This is a genomic window from Persicitalea jodogahamensis, from assembly GCF_014651615.1.
GTDB lineage: Bacteria > Bacteroidota > Bacteroidia > Cytophagales > Spirosomataceae > Persicitalea > Persicitalea jodogahamensis.
The window spans coordinates 545,472-570,121 of record NZ_BMXF01000004.1; the positions used below are offsets into that span (position 1 = coordinate 545,472).

General features: G+C 47.8%; 14 protein-coding genes. 6 read left to right on the top strand and 8 right to left on the bottom strand.

All coding sequences use genetic code 11. The features are described from left to right. The first annotated feature begins 234 nt into the window (after positions 1-234). Together IE117_RS20660 and IE117_RS20665 are read left to right on the top strand one after the other, a co-directional pair. Complete coding sequence (locus IE117_RS20660; protein WP_189566679.1) at positions 235-2,502, top strand: aconitate hydratase; 2,268 nt, start codon at positions 235-237, stop codon at positions 2,500-2,502. A gap of 213 nt (positions 2,503-2,715) precedes the next feature. Further along, a complete protein-coding gene (locus IE117_RS20665) occupies positions 2,716-4,779 on the top strand; it encodes a TonB-dependent receptor (RefSeq protein WP_189566680.1) in 2,064 nt (687 codons plus the stop codon). A 40-nt stretch (positions 4,780-4,819) separates the two neighbouring features. On the opposite strand, the gene IE117_RS20670 is transcribed toward IE117_RS20665, so the two are convergent. The 3 genes from IE117_RS20670 to IE117_RS20680 form a co-directional block, all read right to left on the bottom strand. Continuing rightward, positions 4,820-5,992, bottom strand: coding sequence for an Nramp family divalent metal transporter (locus IE117_RS20670; RefSeq protein WP_229581219.1), 1,173 nt, complete (start codon positions 5,990-5,992; stop codon positions 4,820-4,822). Positions 5,993-6,099: 107 nt separating this feature from the next. After that, positions 6,100-9,870, bottom strand: coding sequence for a hydantoinase B/oxoprolinase family protein (locus IE117_RS20675; RefSeq protein ID WP_189566681.1), 3,771 nt, complete (start codon positions 9,868-9,870; stop codon positions 6,100-6,102). 43 nt (positions 9,871-9,913) lie between these two features. After that, positions 9,914-12,409 (bottom strand): PIG-L family deacetylase, encoded by a 2,496-nt coding sequence (locus IE117_RS20680; RefSeq protein ID WP_189566682.1) that lies wholly within the window; start codon positions 12,407-12,409, stop codon positions 9,914-9,916. Positions 12,410-12,592: 183 nt separating this feature from the next. On the opposite strand from IE117_RS20680, the gene IE117_RS20685 reads away from it, so the two are divergent. Then, entirely contained in the window at positions 12,593-15,241 is a 2,649-nt protein-coding gene (locus tag IE117_RS20685) for a sodium-translocating pyrophosphatase (protein ID WP_189566683.1), read from the top strand. Positions 15,242-15,339: 98 nt separating this feature from the next. Here IE117_RS20685 and IE117_RS20690 read toward each other — a convergent pair whose 3' ends face one another. The 5 genes from IE117_RS20690 to trpS all read right to left on the bottom strand — a co-directional run bounded on the left by IE117_RS20690 (position 15,340) and on the right by trpS (position 19,521). After that, positions 15,340-16,104: an SDR family NAD(P)-dependent oxidoreductase gene (locus tag IE117_RS20690; RefSeq protein WP_189566684.1), complete on the bottom strand. Its 765-nt coding sequence runs from the start codon at positions 16,102-16,104 to the stop codon at positions 15,340-15,342. A 120-nt stretch (positions 16,105-16,224) separates the two neighbouring features. Next, complete coding sequence (locus IE117_RS20695) at positions 16,225-16,866, bottom strand: 50S ribosomal protein L25/general stress protein Ctc (RefSeq protein WP_189566686.1); 642 nt, start codon at positions 16,864-16,866, stop codon at positions 16,225-16,227. Positions 16,867-16,892: 26 nt separating this feature from the next. Further along, positions 16,893-17,837 (bottom strand): ribose-phosphate pyrophosphokinase, encoded by a 945-nt coding sequence (locus IE117_RS20700; RefSeq protein WP_189566687.1) that lies wholly within the window; start codon positions 17,835-17,837, stop codon positions 16,893-16,895. Positions 17,838-17,974: 137 nt separating this feature from the next. Next, positions 17,975-18,550: a phosphatase PAP2 family protein gene (locus tag IE117_RS26285; RefSeq protein ID WP_189566689.1), complete on the bottom strand. Its 576-nt coding sequence runs from the start codon at positions 18,548-18,550 to the stop codon at positions 17,975-17,977. Further along, positions 18,547-19,521, bottom strand: coding sequence for a tryptophan--tRNA ligase (trpS, locus tag IE117_RS20710; protein WP_189566691.1), 975 nt, complete (start codon positions 19,519-19,521; stop codon positions 18,547-18,549). The genes IE117_RS26285 and trpS overlap by 4 nt, the downstream gene beginning before the upstream one ends. Before the next feature lie 217 nt (positions 19,522-19,738). On the opposite strand from trpS, the gene IE117_RS20715 reads away from it, so the two are divergent. From IE117_RS20715 to trxA, 3 genes are all read left to right on the top strand, one after another. Further along, entirely contained in the window at positions 19,739-20,413 is a 675-nt protein-coding gene (locus tag IE117_RS20715) for a DUF2461 domain-containing protein (protein WP_189566693.1), read from the top strand. A 108-nt stretch (positions 20,414-20,521) separates the two neighbouring features. Next, the gene (gene dnaE / locus IE117_RS20720; protein ID WP_189566695.1) at positions 20,522-24,175 is read left to right on the top strand and encodes a DNA polymerase III subunit alpha; all 3,654 of its coding nucleotides are present in this window, start codon (positions 20,522-20,524) and stop codon (positions 24,173-24,175) included. A 100-nt stretch (positions 24,176-24,275) separates the two neighbouring features. Beyond that, the gene (gene trxA / locus IE117_RS20725; RefSeq protein ID WP_189566697.1) at positions 24,276-24,608 is read left to right on the top strand and encodes a thioredoxin; all 333 of its coding nucleotides are present in this window, start codon (positions 24,276-24,278) and stop codon (positions 24,606-24,608) included. Positions 24,609-24,650 lie beyond the last annotated feature (42 nt).

Genomic DNA, 24,650 nt, shown 5'->3' on the forward strand with positions numbered 1-24,650 from the left:
ATACGAAAATGCACGGGAGGTAACATTAAACGATTTAGTCTGGAATTTGCTTCTGTATTTAGCAAGAATATCCGCCGAAAGGTTCATTCATTGCGCCTATTATGGTCGATTTTCGTATTTAGAGGGCTTTTAAATTTGGCGTCCTGACTAGGGTCTTAGGCTGAAAATCGCCGAAATTTCGTACTTTTATGTTTTCAAGAAAACTATCAATTAAAAAGAAGCAAAACCAACCTTATGGCATTTGACTTAGACATGATTAAGGGTGTATATGCCCGCATGGAACAGCGAATTACCGCCGCCCGCGAAGTTGTGGGTCGTCCCCTTACCCAAGCCGAAAAAATATTGTATTCCCACCTCTGGGAAGGTGCCCCCACACAAATATATGAACGTGGCAAAGCTTACGTAGATTTTGCGCCGGACCGTGTTGCGATGCAGGACGCCACGGCCCAAATGGCACTGTTGCAATTCATGCAAGCCGGTCGCCCGCAAGTGGCAGTGCCTTCCACTGTGCATTGCGATCACTTGATTCAGGCAGAGGTAGGTGCGGAAAAGGATCTGGAAATTGCCAAGAACCGTAATAAGGAAGTTTACGATTTTCTATCTTCAGTCTCTGATAAATACGGATTGGGCTTTTGGAAGCCTGGTGCGGGTATTATCCACCAGGTAGTCCTGGAAAATTACGCCTTTCCCGGTGGAATGATGATCGGAACTGATTCGCACACGCCCAACGCAGGTGGCCTTGGCATGATCGCCATCGGTGTGGGTGGTGCCGATGCCAGCGACGTAATGTCCGGGCTTGCCTGGGAGTTGAAAATGCCGCGCCTGATTGGTGTGAAACTTACTGGAAAGCTTTCTGGCTGGACTTCCGCCAAAGATGTTATCCTATGGGTAGCCGGTCAGCTGACCGTGAAAGGCGGTACCGGCTATGTAGTGGAGTATTTCGGTCCCGGCGCAGAGAGCCTTTCCTGCACTGGTAAAGGTACCATTTGCAACATGGGGGCTGAAATCGGGGCAACAACATCCCTGTTCACCTATGACGAGAAGATGGCCGAGTACCTTCGCTCTACCGAGCGTGCGGATATCGCAGATGCCGCCGACGAAGTGCGGGAACATCTTCGGGCAGACGAGGAGGTTTATGCAAATCCCGAAGAGTACTATGATCAGGTGATCGAACTCGACCTTACTACTCTTGAGCCCCATATCAACGGACCTTTTACTCCCGATTTGGCGTGGCCCCTGTCTAAATTTGCCAAAGCCGTTGTTGAAAACGAATGGCCTGAGCGTCTGGAGGTAGGCCTCATTGGCTCGTGCACAAACTCATCTTACGAGGATATGACCCGCGCTGCCTCCGTGGCAGGACAAGCATCCAAAAAGAATATCAAAGCGAAAGCCGAATTTACGATCACGCCTGGTTCAGAGATGGTGCGGTTCACCGCCGAGCGTGATGGAATTCTCGATACTTTCGAAAAAATTGGTGGTGTAGTACTGGCCAATGCCTGTGGTCCTTGTATCGGTCAATGGGCCCGGCATATGGACGACCCATCCCGTAAGAACTCTATCATCACTTCTTTCAACCGGAATTTCGCCAAACGCAACGACGGTAACATCAGCACGCATGCTTTCGTAGCTTCGCCTGAAATCGTTACAGCCTTTGCCATTGCAGGCGATCTGACGTTCAACCCGATGACGGACAAATTGATGAACGAAGACGGTGAAGAGGTTATGCTGGATGAGCCACGTGGCATCGAATTGCCTATTCAGGGATTCGATGTAGAAGATGCCGGTTATCAGTCGCCCGCCGAAGATGGCAGCCAGGTACAGGTGAAAGTTGATCCAGAATCTGATCGTCTGCAACTGCTCGACCCGTTCAAAGCCTGGGAGGGTACTGATCTTAAAGGGTTAAAGCTTTTGATTAAGGCCAAAGGGAAATGTACCACCGACCATATTTCAATGGCCGGCCCCTGGCTGAAGTACCGCGGACACCTGGATAACATTTCCAATAACATGCTGATTGGTGCGATCAATTACTATAATGATAAATCCAATTCAGTCAAAAACCAGCTGACTGGAGAATACGGCGAGGTACCTGCTACACAGCGTATCTACAAGGCGCAAGGCATAGGAACCGTCGTTATTGGCGATGAAAACTACGGTGAAGGCTCTTCCCGCGAGCATGCGGCCATGGAACCACGCTTCTTGGGCGTGCGGGCCATTATTGTAAAATCCTTTGCCCGTATTCACGAAACAAACCTCAAAAAGCAGGGCATGCTAGGTCTGACATTCGCGGATCCAGCAGATTACAACAAAGTACTGGAAGACGATACAATCGATATTCTGGGACTGACTGAGTTTGCTCCCGGCAAACAGCTGACTATCAAACTGCATCATGCAGATGGTACTTCTGAGGAGTTCCCAGTAAACCATACCTATAACCAACAGCAAATCGAATGGTTTAAGGCGGGCTCAGCGCTGAATATCATCCGCGCTTCGGTTGGCGCATAACAGGCCAGATGAAGTTTCGCACATAAATAAGACCCTGGTATATTATCAGGGTCTTATTTTTTTAATACTATTCGCTGAAATCTATTCTATTAAGCACTGCTGCAAATAATTGAGCGAACACTCACAGATCGCATATGTTAATAACCAATGTTTTTGTCAGCTTAGCAAATTTCTGAATGCCCTCTGCGGCCTCAATAGTTAACAAATAGTTCCATGAAAATTTTTATCGGCTGGGTGCACCCGTATTTTTTATCGCTGATCGCATATTTGTTTTTGTCCCTCCCTGCCTTCGCGCAATCGGATTCTTTATCTACCACACAGCTAGATGAAGTGACGGTGAATGCGTTTGAGTCCCGCCGGAATATTTTGGAGACTACCGCCTCGGTAGGCGTGGTTAGCCCAAGAACGCTCGAACGGTATGCGACTACGACATTTACAAATGCAGTCAATTCGGTTCCTGGGGTCAGAATGGAGGAGCGTTCGCCGGGCAGCTATCGCTTTTCGGTCCGGGGTAGTTTGCTTCGGTCTCCGTTTGGAGTCAGGAACGTGAAGTTTTATTGGAATGGAATCCCGCTGACTGACGCGAATGGGAATACACCTCTCAATTCGCTGGATTATGGATCAGTGAGCCGGATGGAAATCATTAAAGGCCCGGGTAGTAGCGTTTATGGAGCCGGAACGGGTGGGGTTGTGTTGCTTTCCACGGCGGCTCCATTAGGTGAAAATAAAGTAGAGCAGGCACTGGGGGTTGGAAGTTACGGATACCAGAGTCGCAATACAGAAGTCAGCATAGGGGACGTTTCGGTACGGTATGGACACCAACAGCAGGAAGGCTACCGCCGGCAAAGCAACATGGTACGCGACGTTTTTCAATTTAATTCAACCTCCCAAATTGGCGATAAGGCCACGCTTTCGCTTCTGGGCATCTACTCTGACCTGCATTATCAGACACCGGGCGGTATCAACCTTGCTCAATATCAGAAAGACCCGACCCAAGCCAGGCAACCGACAGCAACATTGCCGGGGAGCGAAACACAGAATGCAGGTATCTATTCTAAATATTCGCTTTTTGGTATTCAGCACAAGCTCGCACTATCTGGGCATTGGGACCAATCCTTGTCTTTGTATACAACGACAAATGATTTCGACAACCCATTTATTACCAATTATGAAAAGCGGAATGAACTAGGATTTGGTGGAAGAAATATCTGGGTATTCTCGGGTGATGTCGGAAACTTGAACTTACAGTGGACATCCGGTTTCGAATGGCAGTACGGTAAGTCTACCCAACGCAACTACAACAATGACAAAGGGGTACCCAATGGTTTTCAGACATCGGAGGATATTCGGAGTAATGCGCTGACGGCATTTACCCAAGCCGAAATCAAACTATTTCGCTCTCTCACTCTAAATGCAGGGGCAAGTTTCAACGCCAACCGTTTTGGCTATGAAAGGTTTTTTCCTACCCCCTACACCAAAGAACAACGGAAATTCGATAACATAATCAGTCCTCGGGTGGCCATTAACCAGGCGCTTGGCCAAAAATGGTCACTAACGGCATCGCTTAGCTCGGGCTACTCACCGCCCACATTACAAGAGGTTAGGCCGTCGGCTGGCGGATTCCGCAATGAATTACAACCAGAGTTTGGATTTAATCGGGAGGTATCCTTGCGCCGGGTAGGGGACAGGTTGCGCCTTGATGTGACAGCCTACCAGTTTTCTCTCAAAGAAACTATTGTCCGTCGTTCGGATGAACAAGGGGCAGAATTTTTTATCAACGCTGGACGGACCGACCAAAAGGGAATCGAGTGGCGGGTCGACTATACCTTGCTCAAAAATGCCGGGATTTTGCGTGACGTAAAAATCTGGAATGCCGGGACTGCCACCAGCTACCGTTTCCGTAATTATCAGCAAGGCCAGGACGAACTTGGGGGAAACCGCTTGCCAGGCGTTCCGGCTTTTAGCCAAAATTCCGGATTAGATATTTTCCTTGTTGGTGGGGTAGCTGCATTCGTAACCTACCAGCATGTCGGCAGTATATTTCTTAACGATGCCAATTCAGTAGAAGCCCCCGGTTTTGATCAGTTTATGTTGCGCCTCAACTGGAACAAAAACTGGAACAAACACTTTTATTCGGAACTTTCGGCCTCTGCCGAATTGGTTTCGGCAGACATTTACAGCATGGGGTATGATCTCAATGCCTTCGGTGGTCGCTACTACAATGCCGCACCCAAACAGACGCAGTGGTTGGGCCTGAAGGCCGGTTGGCGGTGGTGAATCGTGGCGAAGCAAAGCCCCACACCGTACTCTATTTGATTTAAATAAGTGCCCTGAAAATACTGTTTCCTCCCAAAAACAACGTAACCAAAAAAATCAGGATCAAAAAAATATTCTGGACTTTAGAGTTAATGAACTTTTCAGGAAGGATGTTTGTGTCGTTCACGCATCTGAAAAGCTGCCAGGTCACGAATGGTAGAAGTAAGCCGTTGGCAACCTGGGCAGCCAAAATCACCGGAATCGGCTTGATCTGAAGCAAGCCGAAAATTACACCAAAACACAGTACACTCTTCCAGACATAGGTAGTTTGAATCGGGCTGACAGAAAGCAGGGACTTTGCCGTAATTGCAGCGGCGAAAGGTGCAGTTACGACGGAGGTGAATCCAGCGCCAAAAAGCCCAACGGCATATAAAATTTCTCCCGACGGGCCTAGACTTTGACCTAAAACCCGGGCGGCATTTTGGAAGGAAAAATCTCCTGAAATCAAGGTTCCGGCCAGTAGTATCGACATCGAGATCAAACCGCCAATCAAAACTGCCAGGATAATTCCCTGGCGCATTTCACCCACGCTTTGTCCTTGGCCAATCCCCGAACCAAGAAACAAATTATATGGGACAATTGTCGTTCCGATCAACCCGGTGATAACCAGGGCTGAGTTTTCTGGAAAATTTGGCACCAAGCTATTGACTACAATTCGGGAGGGATCTTGAAATGCCTGAATACTCACAAGAATGAAAGCAAATCCGAGAATAAAGACAATCAAGCCCAGCAAACGGGTTAATATTGATATGTTGCGAATAGCCAGTACAAAGTACGCCGCAATACCTATGGCGATGCTTAAAATCCAGGAAGGGGGCTCGGCAATTAGCTTCAGTCCAGCTACTGCGCCTAAAAGATTACCGGCTTCGTAAGCGGCACACCCGAGAATAACACCAAATGCCAGAAGCCGGCAAATCCAAATACCGCCCGATCCGTGGCGAAGCAGCATTATTTCTCCCAAATTTTTTCCGGAAGCAAGCGTCAGCCGCGCCGCCGTTTCTTGTAGTACGATTGTGGCCAGAATAGAGAAAGTCAATGCCCACAGTAATGAAGTACCGTAGCTGGCGCCTGCCAACGAACAGGTAGTTACAGTTCCGGGGCCGATAAAGGCCGCCGAAATAACTGACCAAAAGAGCATCCGCGAAAAACCTTTTCCAAGCGATATAAACTTCACTTACTTTAATGGATGTTGGGCGTGATGGGTGGCTTTTTAATAAAAGATGGGTTAATATAATTGAAAAAAAAACCTGCAGATACCATCAGGTACCGGAAAGCAATTATCTAAATTTCTTCCCCATACCCGCCGCCACCTGGTGTCTCGATGCGTAGTCGGTCGCCTTTATGTACCGAAACACTACACGTCCCGGGACACTTTTCGATTTTTCCGTTGGCGCGTAATATGGTTTCATCCGCGGTTTGACCACTTCCGCCACCGGCCATTCCATACGGAGCAAAGTACCGGTGCTGCGTCAGCAAAGTAACATCAAGATCATCCAGAAACTCGTATTCCCTGGTAATCCCGTCCCCACCACGCCAATGACCCTTCCCGCCAGAATCAGGTCGTATACCAAAGCGCCTTATCCGGACGGGATACCGCCGTTCCACCTCTTCAACGTCGGTGATTCTCGTATTGGTCATGTGCTGGTGCACCCCCGAACGACCTGTGAACCCTTTGCCTGCCCCTGTACCGCCCCCAATTGTTTCGTAATAGCCAAGCCGGTCGTTGCCGAACAGGAAGTTATTCATGGTGCCCTGGCTGCAGGCAGCTAGTTCAAAAGCTTTAAGTAAAGTATCTACCAAGCGTTGGCTCACTTCGGTATTTCCGCCGACTACCGCCGGGCAAAGTCGGGGATCATCCTCAAAATGTGGATTCAACAATGAATTTTCGGGTAGTTGAATCTGCACATGCTTCATTAATCCATCATTAAGCGGAATTTCTTTATTTACCAAAAGGCGTAGTACGTAAAGAATTGCACTATGGAGGATACTTAGGTTGGCGTTGAGATTGTACGGATGAACGTCGGATGTGCCTTTGAAATCGAAAAGTATGCTTTCCAAATTGACTTCTATGCTGACAGAAATCCGGTAGCCGTCGTCCAGGAATTCTGACGCGGCCATTTTTTTGTTTAAGTAAGGTTGCAGTGCGATCTGTAATTGTTGCTGGGCATTGGTTTTAAGTTTTCTCATGTAAAAGTGGACCCTTTCCAAACCATGCTGATCGACAAGCTTCAATAAATCGTCTTGGCCTTTGCGCAGGGAAGACAACGCGGCCACCATGTCCGCCTCATTCTCAGCCCACATCCTGGTCGGGTAGGGGCCTTCATTGAATAAGGCACGGACAGCATCCCACTGTGGTTCTCCATTTCTTATGAGATACTGGGGGAGAATAGTGACCCCTTCCTCGTATAAATAACCAGCGTCCGGGGGCATGGAGCCAGGGCGACTACCACCGATTTCGGCATGATGCGCCCGGTTTATCACGTAACCGACTAAGATTCCTTCTTTGGTGAATACACCTGCCAGCAAGGTAACATCAGGCAAGTGCGATCCCCCGTATTTGGGATGGTTGGTTATCACTACATCGCCTGGAAGAATTTTTACTTTTTCCCGCACGAGGCGGGCGCACAACCCAAGGCTGCCCAAATGGACTGGAATATGGGGGGCATTTACTAAAAGCTCTGCGTCAGCGTCAAGCAATGCGCAAGAAAAATCAAGCCGCTCCTTCACGTTGACTGAAAAGGCAGTGCGCTGAAGTTGCGCACCCATTTCTTCGGCAATGGCATAGAAGCGGTTGGTGAAGAGTTCCAGCTCAATCTCTTCCGGCTGTGCTTCGCTTGTCGATGGAGCCTTGTCCTGTTCCAAATTCAAGATCAAATCCAAACTCGGCTGCATGGCAAACGCCCAGCCCGCTGGTACATAGGTTGTAGAGCTTTGAGCCGTGACAATACAGGGCCCAGCGGCAGAGTGTCCAGATTTAAGATCGTCGAAGCGATAGACATCGATAGTTCTCCCTGGATCAAATGGTACTTTCAATTTCTCTTTTGCCTGAATAAAAACTGGCTCTGCTTCCATCGGAAAAGAAGGTGTGGAATCCACTTTTTCCTGAACTTGAATTCGTATGCTTTCCAGCTCGATTTTGCGGTTTTCCGGCACGTAACCGTAGAGGTTTCTGTACTGTTGCAAAAAAATATCGGTCGTGTTCCCGCCTTCATAAGGTACCTCAATCGTCGTTTCCTGCCCCGCGTATCGCAGAAAAACCGAAGAGAATCCTCGCTCTGTATCTTCTATGCCCTCCTGCAGAAGTACTTTGCGTAATTCAGTTTCCATTTCTAAAAACCAACCCGGTAGCGGCAACTGACTTTGCTCCCAATCAGCCAGGATTTGACGGGTGGCGATGCGGCTCAACCTGGCTTGCCCCATACCCACTGCGCTGAAAATTCCTGCCTCATGCGGAATAATGACTTTTTTAATATGAAGTAGTTCGGCAAGTTGACATCCGTGCAACCCTCCTGCGCCACCGAATGTCATCAGGGCATATTCAACCGGATCTACCCCTTTGCTGACCGAAATTTTACGGATTCCTTCGGCCATTTTTTCATTGGCGATTCGTTCAAGGCCTGACAAAACTTCTTGCCCGCTTAGGTTATTTCCGGTTTTAAAGCTGATTTCGTCGATTAGTTTATGTAGTGCCTCGATGGCATTTTCAACGCTGATCGGAATCTCAAATTGAATGGTATCGAGTTTGCCCAATAGCAAATTGACATCGGTGATGGTCAATGGCCCTCCGGCGCCATAACAGGCAGGGCCTGGATCTGCTCCGGCACTTTGCGGTCCAACGCGAAGAGTGTAGCCATCGTACCAGCAAACCGATCCGCCTCCGGCAGCTACAGTTTCGATGGCGAAACTGGGATTGAGCATCTCATAACCATCGATTTGAGTAAGGTAGCTCAGGACAGGCCGGCCGTCGATACGGGCAGTATCCGTGCTGGTTCCTCCCATATCGAAGGTCAGAATTTTTTGGAACCCAAGTTGTCTTGCCAGCTCAGAGGCGGCAATCATGCCGCCGGCGGGGCCACTCAGAAGGCTATCCTTTGCATGATAATTTTCGCTCCTGACCAATCCACCGGCACTTGTCATCACCTGGATGGTGACCTCTTTCATACTTTTCCTGATGTTCTTCAGATAAGCGCCAATGATGGGGGCAAGGTAGGCGTCGACGGCCGCGGTCTGGGTTCGACGGAGGTAGTGGATTTGGGGGAAAAGCGTTACGGCCGATGAAACAGGGAACCGGCTGTTGTGCCTAAGGTAATCGGCGATCAGGTTTTCGTGCGTTGGATTACGGTAAGCATTCAAAAGCGATAAGGCTACCGACGAATACTCCCCGTTTTCCAGATATTCCAGTAGCCTCTCCAATTCGTCCGGCCCCAAGGCTCCAAGTACTTTACCCGCCGAGTCCAGTCGTTCATCTACTTCGAAAACGTCGGTATATAAGGGAGTGACTTCGGGAATGTTAAGCTGGAAAAGGTGTGGACGTTGCTGGGTGCCGATTCTTAAAATATCCTTGAATCCTTTTGTGACAACCAGAAGAGTCTTGGCCCCCTTTTTTTCGAGCAGTGCATTAGTACCTTTCGTCGTGCCGATACGCAGCTGGATCTTTGGGAAAGGCAATCCCAGTTTAGTATTGGTTACCAAGCGAATCGCTAAAACCGGCGCTTCTTCTTCACTGGTGAGATCGAAGTCTATATTGGACAATGCCGGAATATTTTCTTCCAGTGTTAAAATTCGGTTGCGATAGTCAACCGCCAGTAGTTTGGTGCTAATATTTCGGGAAGGAATACGTACCGTGTAGCCTTCCAGCAGTGCACCATTGTGGTTCCAGGGCGCTTCGAAACTATAATTATACGGGTCAATCTTCCGGATAATTTTACCCCGCAGGGTACCACTGCTAAGTACCTTGATCCGATGTACTTTACCCGATGGGTCATGAGCGATGCAGTCGGTAAAAGTGCCGCCGGTGTCAATATGTATATTCCAGGTACCTTGATTAGTCACCAGTCGAGGGAAAATGGTATCTACAAAAAAGGAGAATTGCGGATTATTTACCCGCCGAGATCAAATTGGCAAACAGTCGGTAGGCGCCAGGTACTCCCGCTGGTAGTTCCCGGAAAAAGGAAATTCCTGTATAAATATAAATTCCTTTCCCGTATTTGGTGTAGATCAGGCTTCCGCGCTGTTCCTCCTCTCCAGGATCCTTGCTGGCAAATACAGGCGTGTAGTTTTTTTCAAAACCGGAAGCAAAATAGAGTCCTCGTTCCTGAATCCAGCCTTCGAAATCCTTCTGCGTAATCGTATTCGGATTATTCAGCAAAGGCTCATTTGGATTCAGGAATTTCATTGTGGCATTTTCGTCAGTTACGCGGTCGCGGCTGATATCGAAGGGGTACGGTCCCATATTTTCTACTTTCAAGCCATTGCTCAGGAAACCGTTTCGAGCCGTGGCGTATTGGACAACCATCGTACCACCGTTCTTTACGTAATCCAAGAGCTTTTGTTGATAAAATCCCAGCCGATCTTCGGTATTGTAAGCGCGGACGCCCACTACAATGGCATCATACAAGCTAAGATCTTTTCCCAATTCTTTCTCATCCAACATGGTCACCTCCGTTCCCATCTGCCGCAACGCAGCAGGTACTTCATCGCCAGCTCCAGCAATATAGCCTATTTTCTTAGCCAGATTTTTGATGTTAAGCTTTACCAGTTCCGTTTCGGCAGGAGGAAATAGGGTCTGGGTAGGAATGTGCCGAAACTCGACGCTTCTCAGGCTATATGATAAAGTACCACGATCGGTGGTTACTTTCACGGCCATTTTTCCTTCACTGTCACCCGTTGGGGGCGTTACTTTTACCGTATAGATTTTCTCTTCGTATTTATCTTTTGTTGAGAAATCTAGCTGAGCGGGCTCTGCCTTCCATCCCTTTGGCAGATCAAACGCGATTTTGCCTTTCATGTTTGGCTCATTCGCTTTTAATAGTAAATCGACGGATTTCGGTTGCTGGTCGGCGAAGACAAAAACCTGCTCCGAGAGATTCACGGTAACCGCCGGACGTAGTTCAAAGGGCCGGTATATTTCCCCCTCCGATGGATCAACTGACTTATACTTCCAGGGGGAGGTGAAAGTGAAAGTGCTGCCTTCTATAAAAAAGGTGTAAGCTGTTTCAAGTTCAGGGTCGTTTTCTGGCTTTCCCACGAGATCTGGGTTGTCGAATTGAAAAACTTTCCGATCCTTGATCGGCTTACGCAGCCAGTACGGTTGGGTAATAGCCAGGTTTTTGGGTATTCCAATTGTCTTGTCAAATTGGAGCGCTTCGTAAGAATTGAGCGAGACATTGAGCGTGCTGTCAAACGCGGCCCCAGTCATCTTGATGCTTTTCAAAGTAACGGGTGTGAGCGATCGATTAACTACTTTAATATTAACAGTCGCTTTTCCACCCGGTGATGCCGAATAGTCAGCTGGATTGGTTTCAAACCACAATCCCAGACTCTCCTTAATCAACTCCTGTACTTCCTCTTTTTTCTTCCTGACGTAGAAATCTTTGGAGTCCAAGGTTTCCAGTTCTTTATAGATTTCAACCAAAGCAGGAACGGATGCCGAAGGTTGGGTCAGATCAAAATCCGCGATGGCTTTCTGAATCATCTGGCTAACCTTGCCGCTATTCTTCACACGATTCCAACTTAAATCCACATCGTCAAAAAGGTCTGCTTTGGCGGGCTTCCCATCCACATGCAGCATGAAGTCTTTTCTTAGATTGATATTGGGGGCCGAGCCGAATCCCTGTGTTTTGTGCATGGAACGACTGGAAGCCGCGATCTCGCTGTAAGATTTGCCAAGGATGGGATTATATCCACTCAAGTCTACCTCTACATATTCACCACCGTCCGTTGGGGCGTTGTTTTGAAAGCCGCGCGAATACGTATTCCAGACAATTCGCTCAGGTTGCCACGGCTTCACGTACTTTAATTGTTCAGGAAATTTGGTGGGATCACCACTGATTTTGAAAGCCTCATGCGCTAAGTAAGCGGATGAGTTATGGTGTCCGTGCCCGGCCCGTTCATCGGGAGGAAAGCGCGCGATGAGGACATCAGGCCGAAATTTACGAATCAGATAAACTACATCGCCCAGAATAAGATCTTTACCCCAAAAGTCAAGCGTTTCTTCACGGGTTTTGGAATACCCGAAATCGTAGGCGTGCGTAAATAACTGTTGTGCTCCGTCGGTTCGGCGAGCTGCCAGTAATTCCTGAGTGCGAATGATGCCGATGTATTCACCTTGCTCAGATCCGATGAGATTCTGTCCCCCGTCACCGCGTGTCAGCGCCAGATAAAAAGTATTCACCAGCCTTTCTTTGGCTAGATAGGCGAGCAGAAGACTGTTCTCATCGTCAGGGTGAGCGGCGATGTGCATCGCACTGCCCAGTACATTCAGTTTTTTCAGATCAAGAAATATTTCCCCGGAAGTAGGGTTGGGTACTTGAGCAATTGTGGAGATATTTGGAGCCAGAAGGCAAAGAAACAGGGTATATATCTTTTTCATTTAAAATAAACGGTTGTACAAAAGGCAAAATACCATCAAAGATAGTCTGTTCAAACGGCTTGCGCCAAATTATCCAGTAATCAGGTTAAATAATGCTACTCTTTTGAAATAGCTTGGGCAAGTGCGGCCCAATCCGCTATATTTGCCCGATTTTTCACTACAAAAACCATTTACATACTTAGCATGGATAGTATTATTTACCTGGTACCCGCCTTCGGTCTGGTGGGATTGCTTTACACCGCGTGGCGATTCAGTTGGGTCTCCAAACAGCCCGCTGGAAATGCCGAAATGCAGCGGTTATCGGGCTACATTGCCGACGGGGCAATAGCTTTTCTTAAAGCGGAATGGAAGGTTCTGGCCATGTTTGCCCTTCCTACGGCCGCTCTTCTTTTCTGGCTGGGTTCAGACGAGGGTACGCCCGAAAGACCAATCAATTCCTCACCCCTTATCGCTGTTGCCTTTTTGATCGGTGCTGTTTTCTCGGCATTTGCGGGGTACATTGGTATGAAAATCGCGACCAAAGCGAACGTACGTACCGCTGAGGCCGCTCGTACTTCTTTGGCAAAGGCTTTACAGGTTTCCTTCACTGGTGGCTCAGTTATGGGAATGGGTGTAGCTGGTCTGGCAGTGCTTGGTCTGGGCGGTCTTTTCATTATTTTTTACCAATACTTCGCCCCCGGCTTGCCATTGAACTCCGAAGAAATGCGGAAAGCGATCGAGGTTCTGGCCGGTTTTTCACTGGGTGCCGAATCAATCGCTCTCTTCGCACGGGTAGGCGGTGGTATTTATACCAAAGCGGCCGACGTAGGTGCTGACCTTGTCGGTAAAGTGGAAGCCGGAATTCCGGAAGACGATGTGCGGAACCCGGCGACCATCGCCGATAACGTAGGTGATAACGTGGGCGACGTTGCAGGTATGGGAGCCGATCTTTTTGGTTCTTATGTGGCCACTATTCTTGCGACGATGGTACTTGGTCAGGAAATCGACGTGGCGGACACGGATGCTTACGGTGGGTACTCACCTGTATTGCTTCCAATGATGATTGCCGCAGTTGGTTTGCTGGCTTCGCTGGTATCCACCTTTTTTGTGCGCATCAGCAAAGAAACTTCATCGGTTCAGAATGCACTCAATCTTGGTAACTGGGCATCAGTCGTAATCACCCTTTTCACCTCTTATTTTTTGGTTAAGGGTATTCTACCTGAGACGCTGAATTTACGTGGTTTCGAATTTACTGCCGATGGTGTTTTTTACGCTATCGTGACAGGACTGATCGTGGGCGCATTAATGTCCATCATTACAGAATACTATACCGCCATGGGTAAGCGTCCGGTGGATTCCATTGTGCAAAAATCCGGAACGGGGCATGCCACCAACATTATTGGCGGATTAGCTGTCGGAATGGAATCTACGGTACTTCCGATTCTGGTTTTGGCGGCCGGAATTATCCTTTCTTATAAATTCGCTGGCCTTTACGGTGTATCTATTGCTGCGGCCGGAATGATGGCGACCACTGCCATGCAGCTGGCCATCGATGCCTTCGGGCCAATCGCCGATAACGCTGGTGGTATTGCCGAAATGTCGCAATTGCCGCCTGAGGTTCGTGAGCGCACCGATAATCTTGATGCTGTCGGTAATACTACCGCGGCGACAGGCAAGGGCTTCGCCATTGCGTCCGCAGCTCTGACTTCGCTTGCGCTGTTTGCAGCCTTCGTAGGCATAGCAGGTATCCGGGCTATCGATATTTATAAGGCCGATGTACTGGCAGGCTTGTTTGTCGGTGGTATGATTCCGTTTATATTCAGTGCGTTGGCCATTTCTGCGGTGGGCAAAGCGGCCATGGAAATGGTGAATGAGGTACGCCGTCAATTCCGGGAAATTCCCGGCATTATGGAGTATCAGGCAGAGCCAGAATATGAAAAGTGTGTGGCCATATCGACACAAGCCTCTTTGAAGCAAATGATTCTTCCAGGTGCTATTGCGTTGGTCACGCCAGTAATTGTTGGTTTCACAATGGGGCCGGAAGTACTGGGTGGCCTCTTGGCAGGCGTAACCGTTTCTGGTGTATTGATGGGAATTTTCCAGTCTAATGCAGGTGGCGCCTGGGACAATGCCAAGAAGTCCTTTGAGAAAGGTGTATTGATCGACGGCGAAATGTATTACAAAAAATCTGAGCCGCACAAGGCGTCGGTGACTGGTGATACCGTAGGTGATCCCTTCAAGGATACTTCAGGCCCCTCAATGAATATCCTGATCAAGCTGATGTCGATCGTATCCCTTGTTATCGCGCCCTATATTGCGGTTGTTTCAAACAACATTGACAATGTCATTGAGGAACCCGCAGTAGAAGTAATGCCGATAGACGGTAGCATGACCCCTACGGACGTGTATGAACTGGAAAACGGCTTGAAGTTGAACATTGCAAGTACCGGAAATCCTGTTGAGCGTAGTCTCGCCGAATTTATTCGCTCCGATAGTCCTGTCGATAAAACTACCTGGTTTGATTTCGACCGACTGCTTTTCGAAACGGGTAGGGAGACCCTGAAGCCTGAATCCAAAGAGCAGTTGGGTAACATCGCCGAAATCTTGAAAGCGTATCCAAATGTGAACGTAAAACTGGGAGGTTATACGGACAACACGGGCGATCCTGATATGAACATGAAACTATCAGCAGACCGTGCAGCCTCGGTAAAGCAGTCTATGATTGATATGGGCGTTGATGCTTCACGCCTGGAGTCGGAAGGGTATGGCGAGCAATATCCGGTAGCCTCGAACGACACAGAGGAGGGACGTGCCCAGAATCGCCGGACCTCCATCCGTGTGACAAAAAAATAAATTTCAAATTTGGAGCATGAAATTATAACAGTCTCCAAATCATTGTCCATCAAAAAAGCCCGCCGGAATATTCCGGCGGGCTTTTTTGATAAAAAGTATTACAAACTCATGCCGCCATCGACGTAAATGTTCTGACCGGTGATAAATTTGCCAGCGTCTGAACACAAAAGTAGCGCCATGGCTGCACAATCGATTGGATCACCAATACTACCTGTCGGGGTAGTCATTCGCTGATCAATTCGTTCTTCCACCTCCGGAACGGGTTCATCCAGCCGAGGGGTTCCAATCACGCCGGGAGCCAGGTTATTTACCGTTACCCCCTGTTCCGCAATTTGCATGGCCACGTTCCGGACCATATTATCCACTGCTGACTTGGTGGCGGCATATACGATCATGGCGGGGTGTGGCTTCTGCTGTTGTACGCTGCCAATCGTTACTACCCGCCCCCAACCACGTTCAATCATTTTGGGAATAAACTCCTGAAAAAGGAAGAGCGTGGATTTGAAATTGGTATTTACCTGAAAATCAAAATCTGATTCAGTAGTCTCCTGCCAGTCTTTGGCAACCTGAACCGATGCATTCACTACAAGAATGTCCGGTAGTTTATTTTTTTTACCCAGCTGTATTCGAAGCTCTCTGGCAGCATCCGGCTTTGAAAAGTCCGATGCCATAACTATAACTCTACCGCCATTCACTTCCAGCTCCTGGGCCACTGCTTCGGCCTGTTTTCTGTCTTTATGATAAAGTATAATAACCTCTGCCCCGTATTCGGCCAGCCCCAGGGCGATTCCTTTTCCAATTCCCTGGCTGGCTCCCGTCACGAGGGCGATTTTTCCGGATAAGTCGAATTGTTCTTTCAGCATTTGGATTTGGATTGAGTTTTTGAATGAAATCCTATCAGAAAAAGCTGTGCCGGAAAACAGAAAACAAAAATGCCGACCAATGGTCGGCACGTTTGCATCTATTAGCCATGAAAAATAAACTTATTCAGCAGCCGGCGTTTCACCTTCGGTGTTTTCACCAGCATCATCAGCCTCATCGGCTTCTGCTTCCTCTGCGGCTGTCAAGCCACCACCACGCAATGCACGTGGTACATCCACAGAAACGACGGGAACCGCCTTTTGAGAGAGGGTAGTGAATCCTTCCTCAGCAATTGCAGAAACCTTCATTGATTTACCCAATTCCAAAGAGCTGACATTTAGCTCAATGTAATCAGGAATATCTGCGGCCATACCTTGCACTCGCAATTTACGTAATTTTTGGTTAAGTTTACCACCACTTGTAACACCTTTTGCTATTCCGGTCAATTTTATCGGTACATCAACCTTCACTTCCTTACCAGGAAGAATCTCCAGAAAGTCAGCGTGCAACAGGGAATCATTCACGGGGTGAAACTGCGTTTCCTGCAAAATAGCCTGGTATTCGTCCCCCTCAATATTTAGCGTTACTTCAAAAACGTCGCCCGAGGTCAACAATTCACGGAACAGCATGTTCGGCGCGTAAAAATGGTGTTGGGCGGTGCCACCATATAGCACACCCGGTACGTAGCCTTGGGCCCGCAGGTCCTGGGAGTGCTTTCTACCGAGATTCGCTCTTCGATACCCTACAATCTCTAATTTTTTCATACTTGATTAAAAAATGAACTTAAAATTTACTGGTTATTTAAAAAAAGTGAGCTAACAGATTCGTGGTCACGGATGCGGCCAATTGCTTTGGCAAATAGTGGCGCAACCGAAATAACTTTAATTTTTTTGCTTTCATGACGCAATGGCATCGAGTCGGTAACGATCAGTTCTTCAAGGGCCGAATTTTCGATGTTTTCGTATGCTTTACCCGACATCAGTGCATGCGTACATACTGCCCTTACGGACTTTGCGCCTTTTTCCAGGATGATTTCGGCGGCTTTACAAAGGGTGCCGCCAGTATCTATCATATCATCAAAAAGAACGACGTTTGCACCTTCGACGTCCCCAATGACCTGCATGGAGGCAATTTCGTTTGCCCTTTTGCGGTACTTGTCACAAATCACCATATCGGCATTAAGAAACTTAGCGAAGTTTCTTACCCGCGCCGCACCACCTACATCTGGAGAGGCAATAAGCAGGTTCTCTAGTTTCAAGGATTCAACGTAAGGAACAAAAATGGAAATGGCTTCCAGATTGTCTACTGGGAAATCAAAAAAACCCTGAATTTGACCAGCGTGCAAATCAATGGTCATCAAACGGTCCGCTCCCGAAGCCGTCAGCAGATTGGCAATCAGCTTGGCGGCAATCGATACCCGAGGTTTGTCTTTACGATCCTGCCGGGCGTAGCCAAAATAGGGCAGTACCAATGTTACATTATGAGCCGATGCACGACGGGCCGCATCTGCCATAAGTAGCAATTCCAGAAGATTGTCGCCAGGAGGAGGAGTGGATTGAATCAGAAAAACGTCACATCCCCTTACTGATTCGTCATACGCAGGAGAGATCTCCCCGTCACTGAACTGACGACAGGTGTACCCTCCCAGTGGCCGGCCATACTCTTTGGCAATTTGCTCAGCGAGGTGCGTAGAAAAACTTCCAGAAAAGATCTTAACGGTATTGATAGATGCCATGGAATCAAAAAGTTGCGCAAAAGTAAAAAAAAATGTCGGGCTTTCAGCGATCTGCTTCCAGCTTTACGGTGTTTTAATTTGTGAATAATCAGTATTACAATGGATCAGATGATTGTGCGGAGAGGTCAGATCCTGATTTATGGGATTCTGTCATCTTTATTCAATTTGATATAAAAATAAAATATCAGTAATGCCGAAAGTACCCCAACTACCGCGCCGACCAGGAGATCAAGCGGATAATGGACGCCAACATATATTCGACTGAACGAGTAAACCAAAGCCCAGAGAAAAAGCCATCTGGTGGCTCTTAATCGGCTGGTTGGCAGTAGATTAATTATTAATGCTATCCCGAAACTTGTGGCAGCATGGGACGATACGAAGCCAAATTCTCCGCCACACCCCCCCACCAAATGAATCAATGACTCTAAGGAAGGTTCATGACAGGGGCGGGGACGCATAAAGTAGGGCTTAAAGATCGTTGAGGCGATTTGATCAGAGAGCGTAACCACCGCCAGGATAGAGAGGATCAAGCCGATGGCTTTTAATTTGAATTGCTTTATGATGGCGTACAACAGGAGCACATACAATGGTATCCAGGTAAGCTTGTTGGTAATCACAATCATTACCGCGTCCCAGTATCGATTATGATGACCGTTCAGCCACAAAAATAAATTCTGATCGAACTGAATGATATGGTCCAATAACTGGCTCACGCACCAAAACCGAGAGCTTGCCGCATCCGGCTAACGGTCTGCCGTGCTACAACCCTGGCTTTTTCTTCGCCTTCTTCTAATTTGCTTTCCAGAGCTTTATGGTTGTTCATGTAGTAGTTGAATATCTCCCGAGGCTCCTTGAATTTTTCCAGAATCAATTCATGCAATGCCTTCTTGGCATGGCCGTAGCCATATCCACCGCGCATATAATTGTCTCGCATCTCTGCGGTCTGATCATCAGAGGCAATTAAGGAATACAGTTGAAATGTGATGTCGTTATCAGGATTTTTTGGCTCGTCCAATGGAGTCGAGTCTGATAAAATTTTCTTGATTGATTTGAGCAAATCTTTTTCACTCACGAAAATATCGATGTAGTTATCATAAGACTTACTCATTTTCTGACCATCTATGCCAGGGATAACCATCAGTCGCTCATCTATGCGTGATTCTGGTAGTACCAATATTTCACTTCCCACCTGCGAATTGACCGAGGTGGCAATGTCCTTGGTCATCTCAAGGTGCTGTTTTTGGTCTTTTCCAACGGGGACAACATTGGCGTCGTACAGCAGGATATCTGCCGCCTGCAAAACGGGATAGGTGAAGAGGCCGGCGTTTACATCCGAAAGCTTTTCAGACTTATCTTTGAATGAATGCGCATTAGCCAGCATCGGGTAGGGGGTAAAGCAATTGAGGTACCAAGCCATTTCGGTATGTTCGGGTACCCTCGATTGTCTCCAGAAAGTGTTGCGATCGGTATCAAAACCAAAAGCCAGCCAGGCAGAAGCAATGGCTCTTACATTTTCCTCTCGTGTTTTGCCATCTTTAATGGTTATGAGGGAGTGCAGGTCCGCAATGAAGAAAAATGACTCATTGTCGGGGTTTCGGGAGAGTTCGATGGCAGGAATGATGGCGCCAAGTAAATTGCCGAGGTGTGGACGACCGCTGCTTTGTATACCGGTTAATATGCGCATTTAGTCAGTGAACAGTTTTTTGGTAGAATGTATATCGGATAGTACCATTGAAATTTAATTTCTTTCAATTATCTATCGCTGTAAGGTTTTGGCATTTACGAAATGCGTTGGCAAAATTCGGTAAATTGGAGCGTAAATTTAAAAATCGAGGTAATTATTCCGGTAATACACCACTCAGAGAATCTCAGACCCCAACCATCAAGGCTCCACAGAACAGATGCTTTCCCCTAAAACACTACGATTTATAAAAGACCTAACCCAAAACAATAACCGTGATTGGTTTCAGGAAAACCGAAAACGATATGAGGCCGCCAAGGAAGATTTTACGAATTTGGCTGAACGTCTGATACTGGAGGTGGGCCAATTCGAGGAATTAGGTAATACATTGCCCAAAGACTGCGTGTTTCGGATCAACCGTGACATTCGGTTTGCCAAGGATAAACGGCCTTATAAAAACAACCTCAGTATGGCCATCGGTCCAGGGGGCAGACATTCCGGAAGGGTCGACTATTATTTGCAAATTCAACCTGGTGATCAGTCGTTCCTGGGGGCGGGTATGTGGAGTCCTACCGCCAATCAGCTCGCCAAGTACCGACAGGAAGTGGATTACAATGCGGCCGAGCTCAAAAAAATCATTGAGAATGAGGAATTCAGAAATTTCTTTCCGGAAATTCATGGCGCAGCACTCAAAACGACCCCCAAAGGATTTTTAAAAGATCATCCGGAAATAGAACTCCTGCGCCGCAAAGAACTGTTCTTCCTGCACCGTTTCAAGGATGAGGTAGTTCAATCCGAAACATTTATCCCCGAAATCCTTCATGCAATTCACCTGATCAAACCATACTGCGATTTTCTCAACTACATTTTTCACGACGAAAAGGAGGAAGAGTAGGGTACTTCTTCAGTACGGTACTCCAAGGGGCCAGGCTACAAGCGCAAACCCGAAATCGGCGTACCGTGTTCGCTAATTCATTCAATCACAAACTCAAAATCATCAATAGTGCAATTTTCCCATCTCCACTGCCATACCCAATTCTCGCTGCTCGACGGAGCCGCAGATATCAAGAAGTTATTCAAGAAAGCCAAAGAGGATAATATGCCCGCTGTGGCCATCACCGATCACGGTAATATGTTCGGTGTATTCGAGTTTGTGGCTGAGGGCAAAAAGCAAGGCGTGAAGCCAATCGTTGGCTGTGAGTTTTATGTGGTGGAGGACCGCCACAAGCAGCAGTTCACCAAAGAAAATAAAGACGTTCGCTACCATCAACTATTGTTAGCTAAGGATGAAATCGGCTATAAAAACCTGGTAAAATTGTGCTCCCTGGGGTATATCGAGGGAATGTATGGCAAGTACCCGCGTATCGATAAAGAGTTGATTTTAAAGTACCATGAGGGCCTTATTGCCACGACTTGCTGTATTGGAGCTTCTGTACCAAGGACTATCTTGAGAAAAGGGGAGGAGCAGGGCGAGCGCGAATTCAAGTGGTGGCTCGACGTATTTGGAGAGGATTATTATGTAGAGCTGCAACGGCACGAGATCCGGGATCAGATTATCGCCAATGAGGTTCTGGTTCGTTTTGCCCGCAAGCACAATGTCAAAATAATTGCCTCTAATGATTCACACTATGTGGATCAGGAAGACTGGAACGCGCATGACATTCTGCTCTGCATCAACACGGGCGATAAAAAAAGTACCCCTTCGGCTAAGGATTTCGACGAAGAGAACGGAATTCCGAAAGGCTCTCGCTTCGCATTTTACAGTGACCAGTTCTATTTCAAGAACACGGTTGAGATGACGAAGCTGTTCCATGATTTGCCCGAGTCAATCGATAATACTAATGAGATCGTTGGCAAAATCAAAACGCTGGAATTGCAAAAGGACATTATGCTGCCCAACTTCCCGATTCCTAAGGAATTCCAGACACATACGCTGTCTGATTTTTCGGGAAGGAAAGAGCTGACGGCTGATGTCCTGAATCAATGGGAATACCTCAAACACATCACATTTGAAGGGGCGAGGAAAAAATATGGAACCATCACTGCCCAAATCGAGGAGCGGCTCAATTTCGAGCTGGAAACGATCCGCAGCATGGGCTTTCCCGGGTACTTCCTCATCGTGGCCGACTTCATCGAAGCGGGGCGAAAAATGGGCGTGTTCATTGGTCCGGGCCGGGGCTCGGCGGCGGGATCGGTGGTGGCTTACTGCACGGGCATTACCAATATTGACCCCATTAAGTACGACTTACTTTTTGAGCGTTTCCTGAATCCAGACCGGATATCTTTACCCGATATCGACACCGACTTCGATGATGAAGGCCGGCAAAAAGTGATCGATTACGTAGTCAAAAAGTACGGCTATAATCAAGTGGCTCAGATTGTCACCTATGGTACTATGGCCGCTAAGTCTGCTATCAAAGATGTAGCGAGGGTGATGGATTTTCCTCTTGCCGACGCTAACGCCCTGGTGAAGCTGGTCCCCGACAAGCCAGCTTACAACATGACCCTTAACCGGATTTTCAATTCCCCGCTTGACGGCAACGACAGTCTGATTAAACGTGAGGGGATCTCCTACGACGAGATGGAGAACGTCAAGAAAATGCGGACTGCGGCCAAAGGAAACGATATGGCGGCTCAAGTACTTGCTGAGGCACAGCGATTGGAAGGTACAGTACGTAACGTGGGGATTCACGCGGCGGGCATCATTATAGCCCCTAGTGACCTGACGGAAATCATTCCGGTTTCGACTTCCAAGGAATCTGAGTTTTTGATAACCCAGTACCAGGGGAAAATCATTGAAGACGCAGGGGTCATTAAAATGGATTTCCTCGGGCTGAAAAACCTGACCATCATAAAGGAAGCGCTTCGACTTATTAAGCTGAACCACGGAATCGAGATTGAAATCGACGAGATTCCGCTGGACGATATGAAGGTGTATGAGCTTTTCCAGCGCGGGGAAACCAATGCCATATTCCAGTTTGAATCGGATGGCATGAAGAAGTACATGCGCGAACTGGCTCCCGACCGTTTCGAGGACCTTATCGCCATGAATGCGTTGTACCGTCCGGGACCTCTGGCCTACATCCCTAACTTCATTAGGCGTAAGCATGGACTGGAAGCCATTGAATACGATCTTCCTGAATTAGAAGAGTACCTGGGCGATACGTATGGAATCACAGTCTACCAGGAACAAGTGATGCTGCTTTCTCAAAAACTGGCAGGCTTTACCAAGGGGCAGGCTGACACCTTGCGGAAGGCAATGGGGAAGAAGCAGATCGAGACGCTGAACAAAATGAAGGGCTACTTCATGGACGGCGGAGCGGAGCGGGGCCATGACAAGAAGAAACTGAATAAGATCTGGACCGACTGGGAAGCATTTGCAGCTTACGCCTTTAATAAATCCCACTCCACCTGCTATGCCTTCGTAGCTTACCAGACGGCCTACCTGAAAACGCATTACAAAGCCGAATATATGTCGGCGGTAATGACGAGTTCTCTGGGTAATATCGAGAAAATTACCTTTTTCCTTGAAGAGTGTAAAAGCATCGGCATCCCGGTGTTGGGACCGGATATTAATGAGTCGGACCGGCAGTTTAATCCCAATAAAAAGGGCGAAGTGCGCTTTGGGTTGGCAGGGATTAAAGGCACTGGCGACGCTGCGGTGGAATCCATAATTTCCGAAAGAGCCTCCAACGGGCCGTTCACTGATATCTTCGATTTCATTACCCGTATCGATCTTCGCACTGTCAATAAGAAAACGATAGAAAGCCTGGCCTATGCAGGAGCATTTGATTGTTTTAAAGACATGCACAGGGCGCAATTTTTTGAAGCTATCGATGGTGAGAGCAGCAATCTCATTGAAAAACTGATTCGCTACGGTAACACCATTCAGGCCGAAAAGGAATCGGCACAAGTTTCATTGTTTGGAGGTCTGGGAGGCGACAATACAAGAGCGATGAGTAAGTTTCAACTACCGGAAGTGGAGGAGTGGGGCGATTTGCAAAAACTTCGACATGAGCAGGAGGTAGTTGGATTCTATATTTCCGGTCATCCCCTCGATACATTCCGGCTGGAAATGGACAGTTTTTGCACTTGCACGGTAGATAAAGTACTGGACGTACCGGAAGAAATGACGCATCCAATCTACCTGGGTAAAGATATCAGCGTCGCAGGTATTGTCACAAGCGTGATGGAGCGGGTTTCGAAGCGGGGGAGCCCTTTCGTGATTTTCAAGATTGAAGACTACCGCGGTTCCATGGAAATGCTGCTCGGCGGAGATGACATGGTTCGATTAAAGAACTATCTTCAGGTTGGAAATTTTCTGTACATCAAAGGAAAAGTTCAGAGCCGCTACTATAACGAAGATCAGTTTGAGTTCAAAATCGCAAGCATTCAGCTACTTACTGAAATCAGGGAACAAATGTGTAAGGAGGTACGCATGACCTGTCCGCTGGATGTCATCGACCAAAAGTTCGTGACACTGTTGAACGATGTGCTCAAATCCCACCCTGGAAAATTTGCCCTGAGTTTGGCTGTGACTGATCCTGAAACCAAAGCCAAAGTACAGTTGCTTTCGCGCGCCTACCGGGTGGATGGCTCCAATGAATTGTTTGATCGGCTGAAATTATTGGAAGGCGTACAGTTTTCCCTCAACTGATTCCTATTGTCAAGGTTGCCCCTGATCCATTAGGAACTTTTGTCGATCCCGATTCGGTTAAATACCTAAATCATACAATATCAATATAGAAATTAGAATCATGGCAAAAGCACTCGAAGTTACCGACAAGAGTTTTGATGAATTAATTGCGGGAGATAAGCCCGTCCTCGTAGATTTTTGGGCCGAATGGTGCGGACCCTGTAAGATGATCGGCCCAGTGGTCGAGCAGTTGGCCGGGGAGTTTGAAGGTAAGGCTGTTGTTGCCAAGATGGACGTCGACGCCAACGCTCAAATTCCTGCCAAGTTTGGTATCCGCAGCATCCCTACGCTGATGATCTTCAAAGGTGGTCAGTTGGTCGATAAAGTCGTTGGTGCAGTGCCCAAGTCAGTTTTGGAGCAAAAATTGAACGAGCAATTGGCGGTAGTGAATTAATCTGCGCTACCTCCACTATATAAATTTGGCCCCAATCTTCTG

Bases quoted from the DNA above. Each gene is read 5' to 3' on its own strand.
- IE117_RS20715 (WP_189566693.1), top strand. From the start codon at position 19,739: ATGCTTTCCCCTAAAACACTACGATTTATAAAAGACCTAACCCAAAAC.
- IE117_RS20660 (WP_189566679.1), top strand. From the start codon at position 235: ATGGCATTTGACTTAGACATGATTAAGGGTGTATATGCCCGCATGGAA.
- IE117_RS20665 (WP_189566680.1), top strand. From the start codon at position 2,716: ATGAAAATTTTTATCGGCTGGGTGCACCCGTATTTTTTATCGCTGATC.
- IE117_RS20695 (WP_189566686.1), bottom strand. From the start codon at position 16,866: ATGAAAAAATTAGAGATTGTAGGGTATCGAAGAGCGAATCTCGGTAGA.
- IE117_RS20690 (WP_189566684.1), bottom strand. From the start codon at position 16,104: ATGCTGAAAGAACAATTCGACTTATCCGGAAAAATCGCCCTCGTGACG.
- IE117_RS20680 (WP_189566682.1), bottom strand. From the start codon at position 12,409: ATGAAAAAGATATATACCCTGTTTCTTTGCCTTCTGGCTCCAAATATC.
- trpS (WP_189566691.1), bottom strand. From the start codon at position 19,521: ATGCGCATATTAACCGGTATACAAAGCAGCGGTCGTCCACACCTCGGC.
- IE117_RS20685 (WP_189566683.1), top strand. From the start codon at position 12,593: ATGGATAGTATTATTTACCTGGTACCCGCCTTCGGTCTGGTGGGATTG.
- trxA (WP_189566697.1), top strand. From the start codon at position 24,276: ATGGCAAAAGCACTCGAAGTTACCGACAAGAGTTTTGATGAATTAATT.
- IE117_RS20700 (WP_189566687.1), bottom strand. From the start codon at position 17,837: ATGGCATCTATCAATACCGTTAAGATCTTTTCTGGAAGTTTTTCTACG.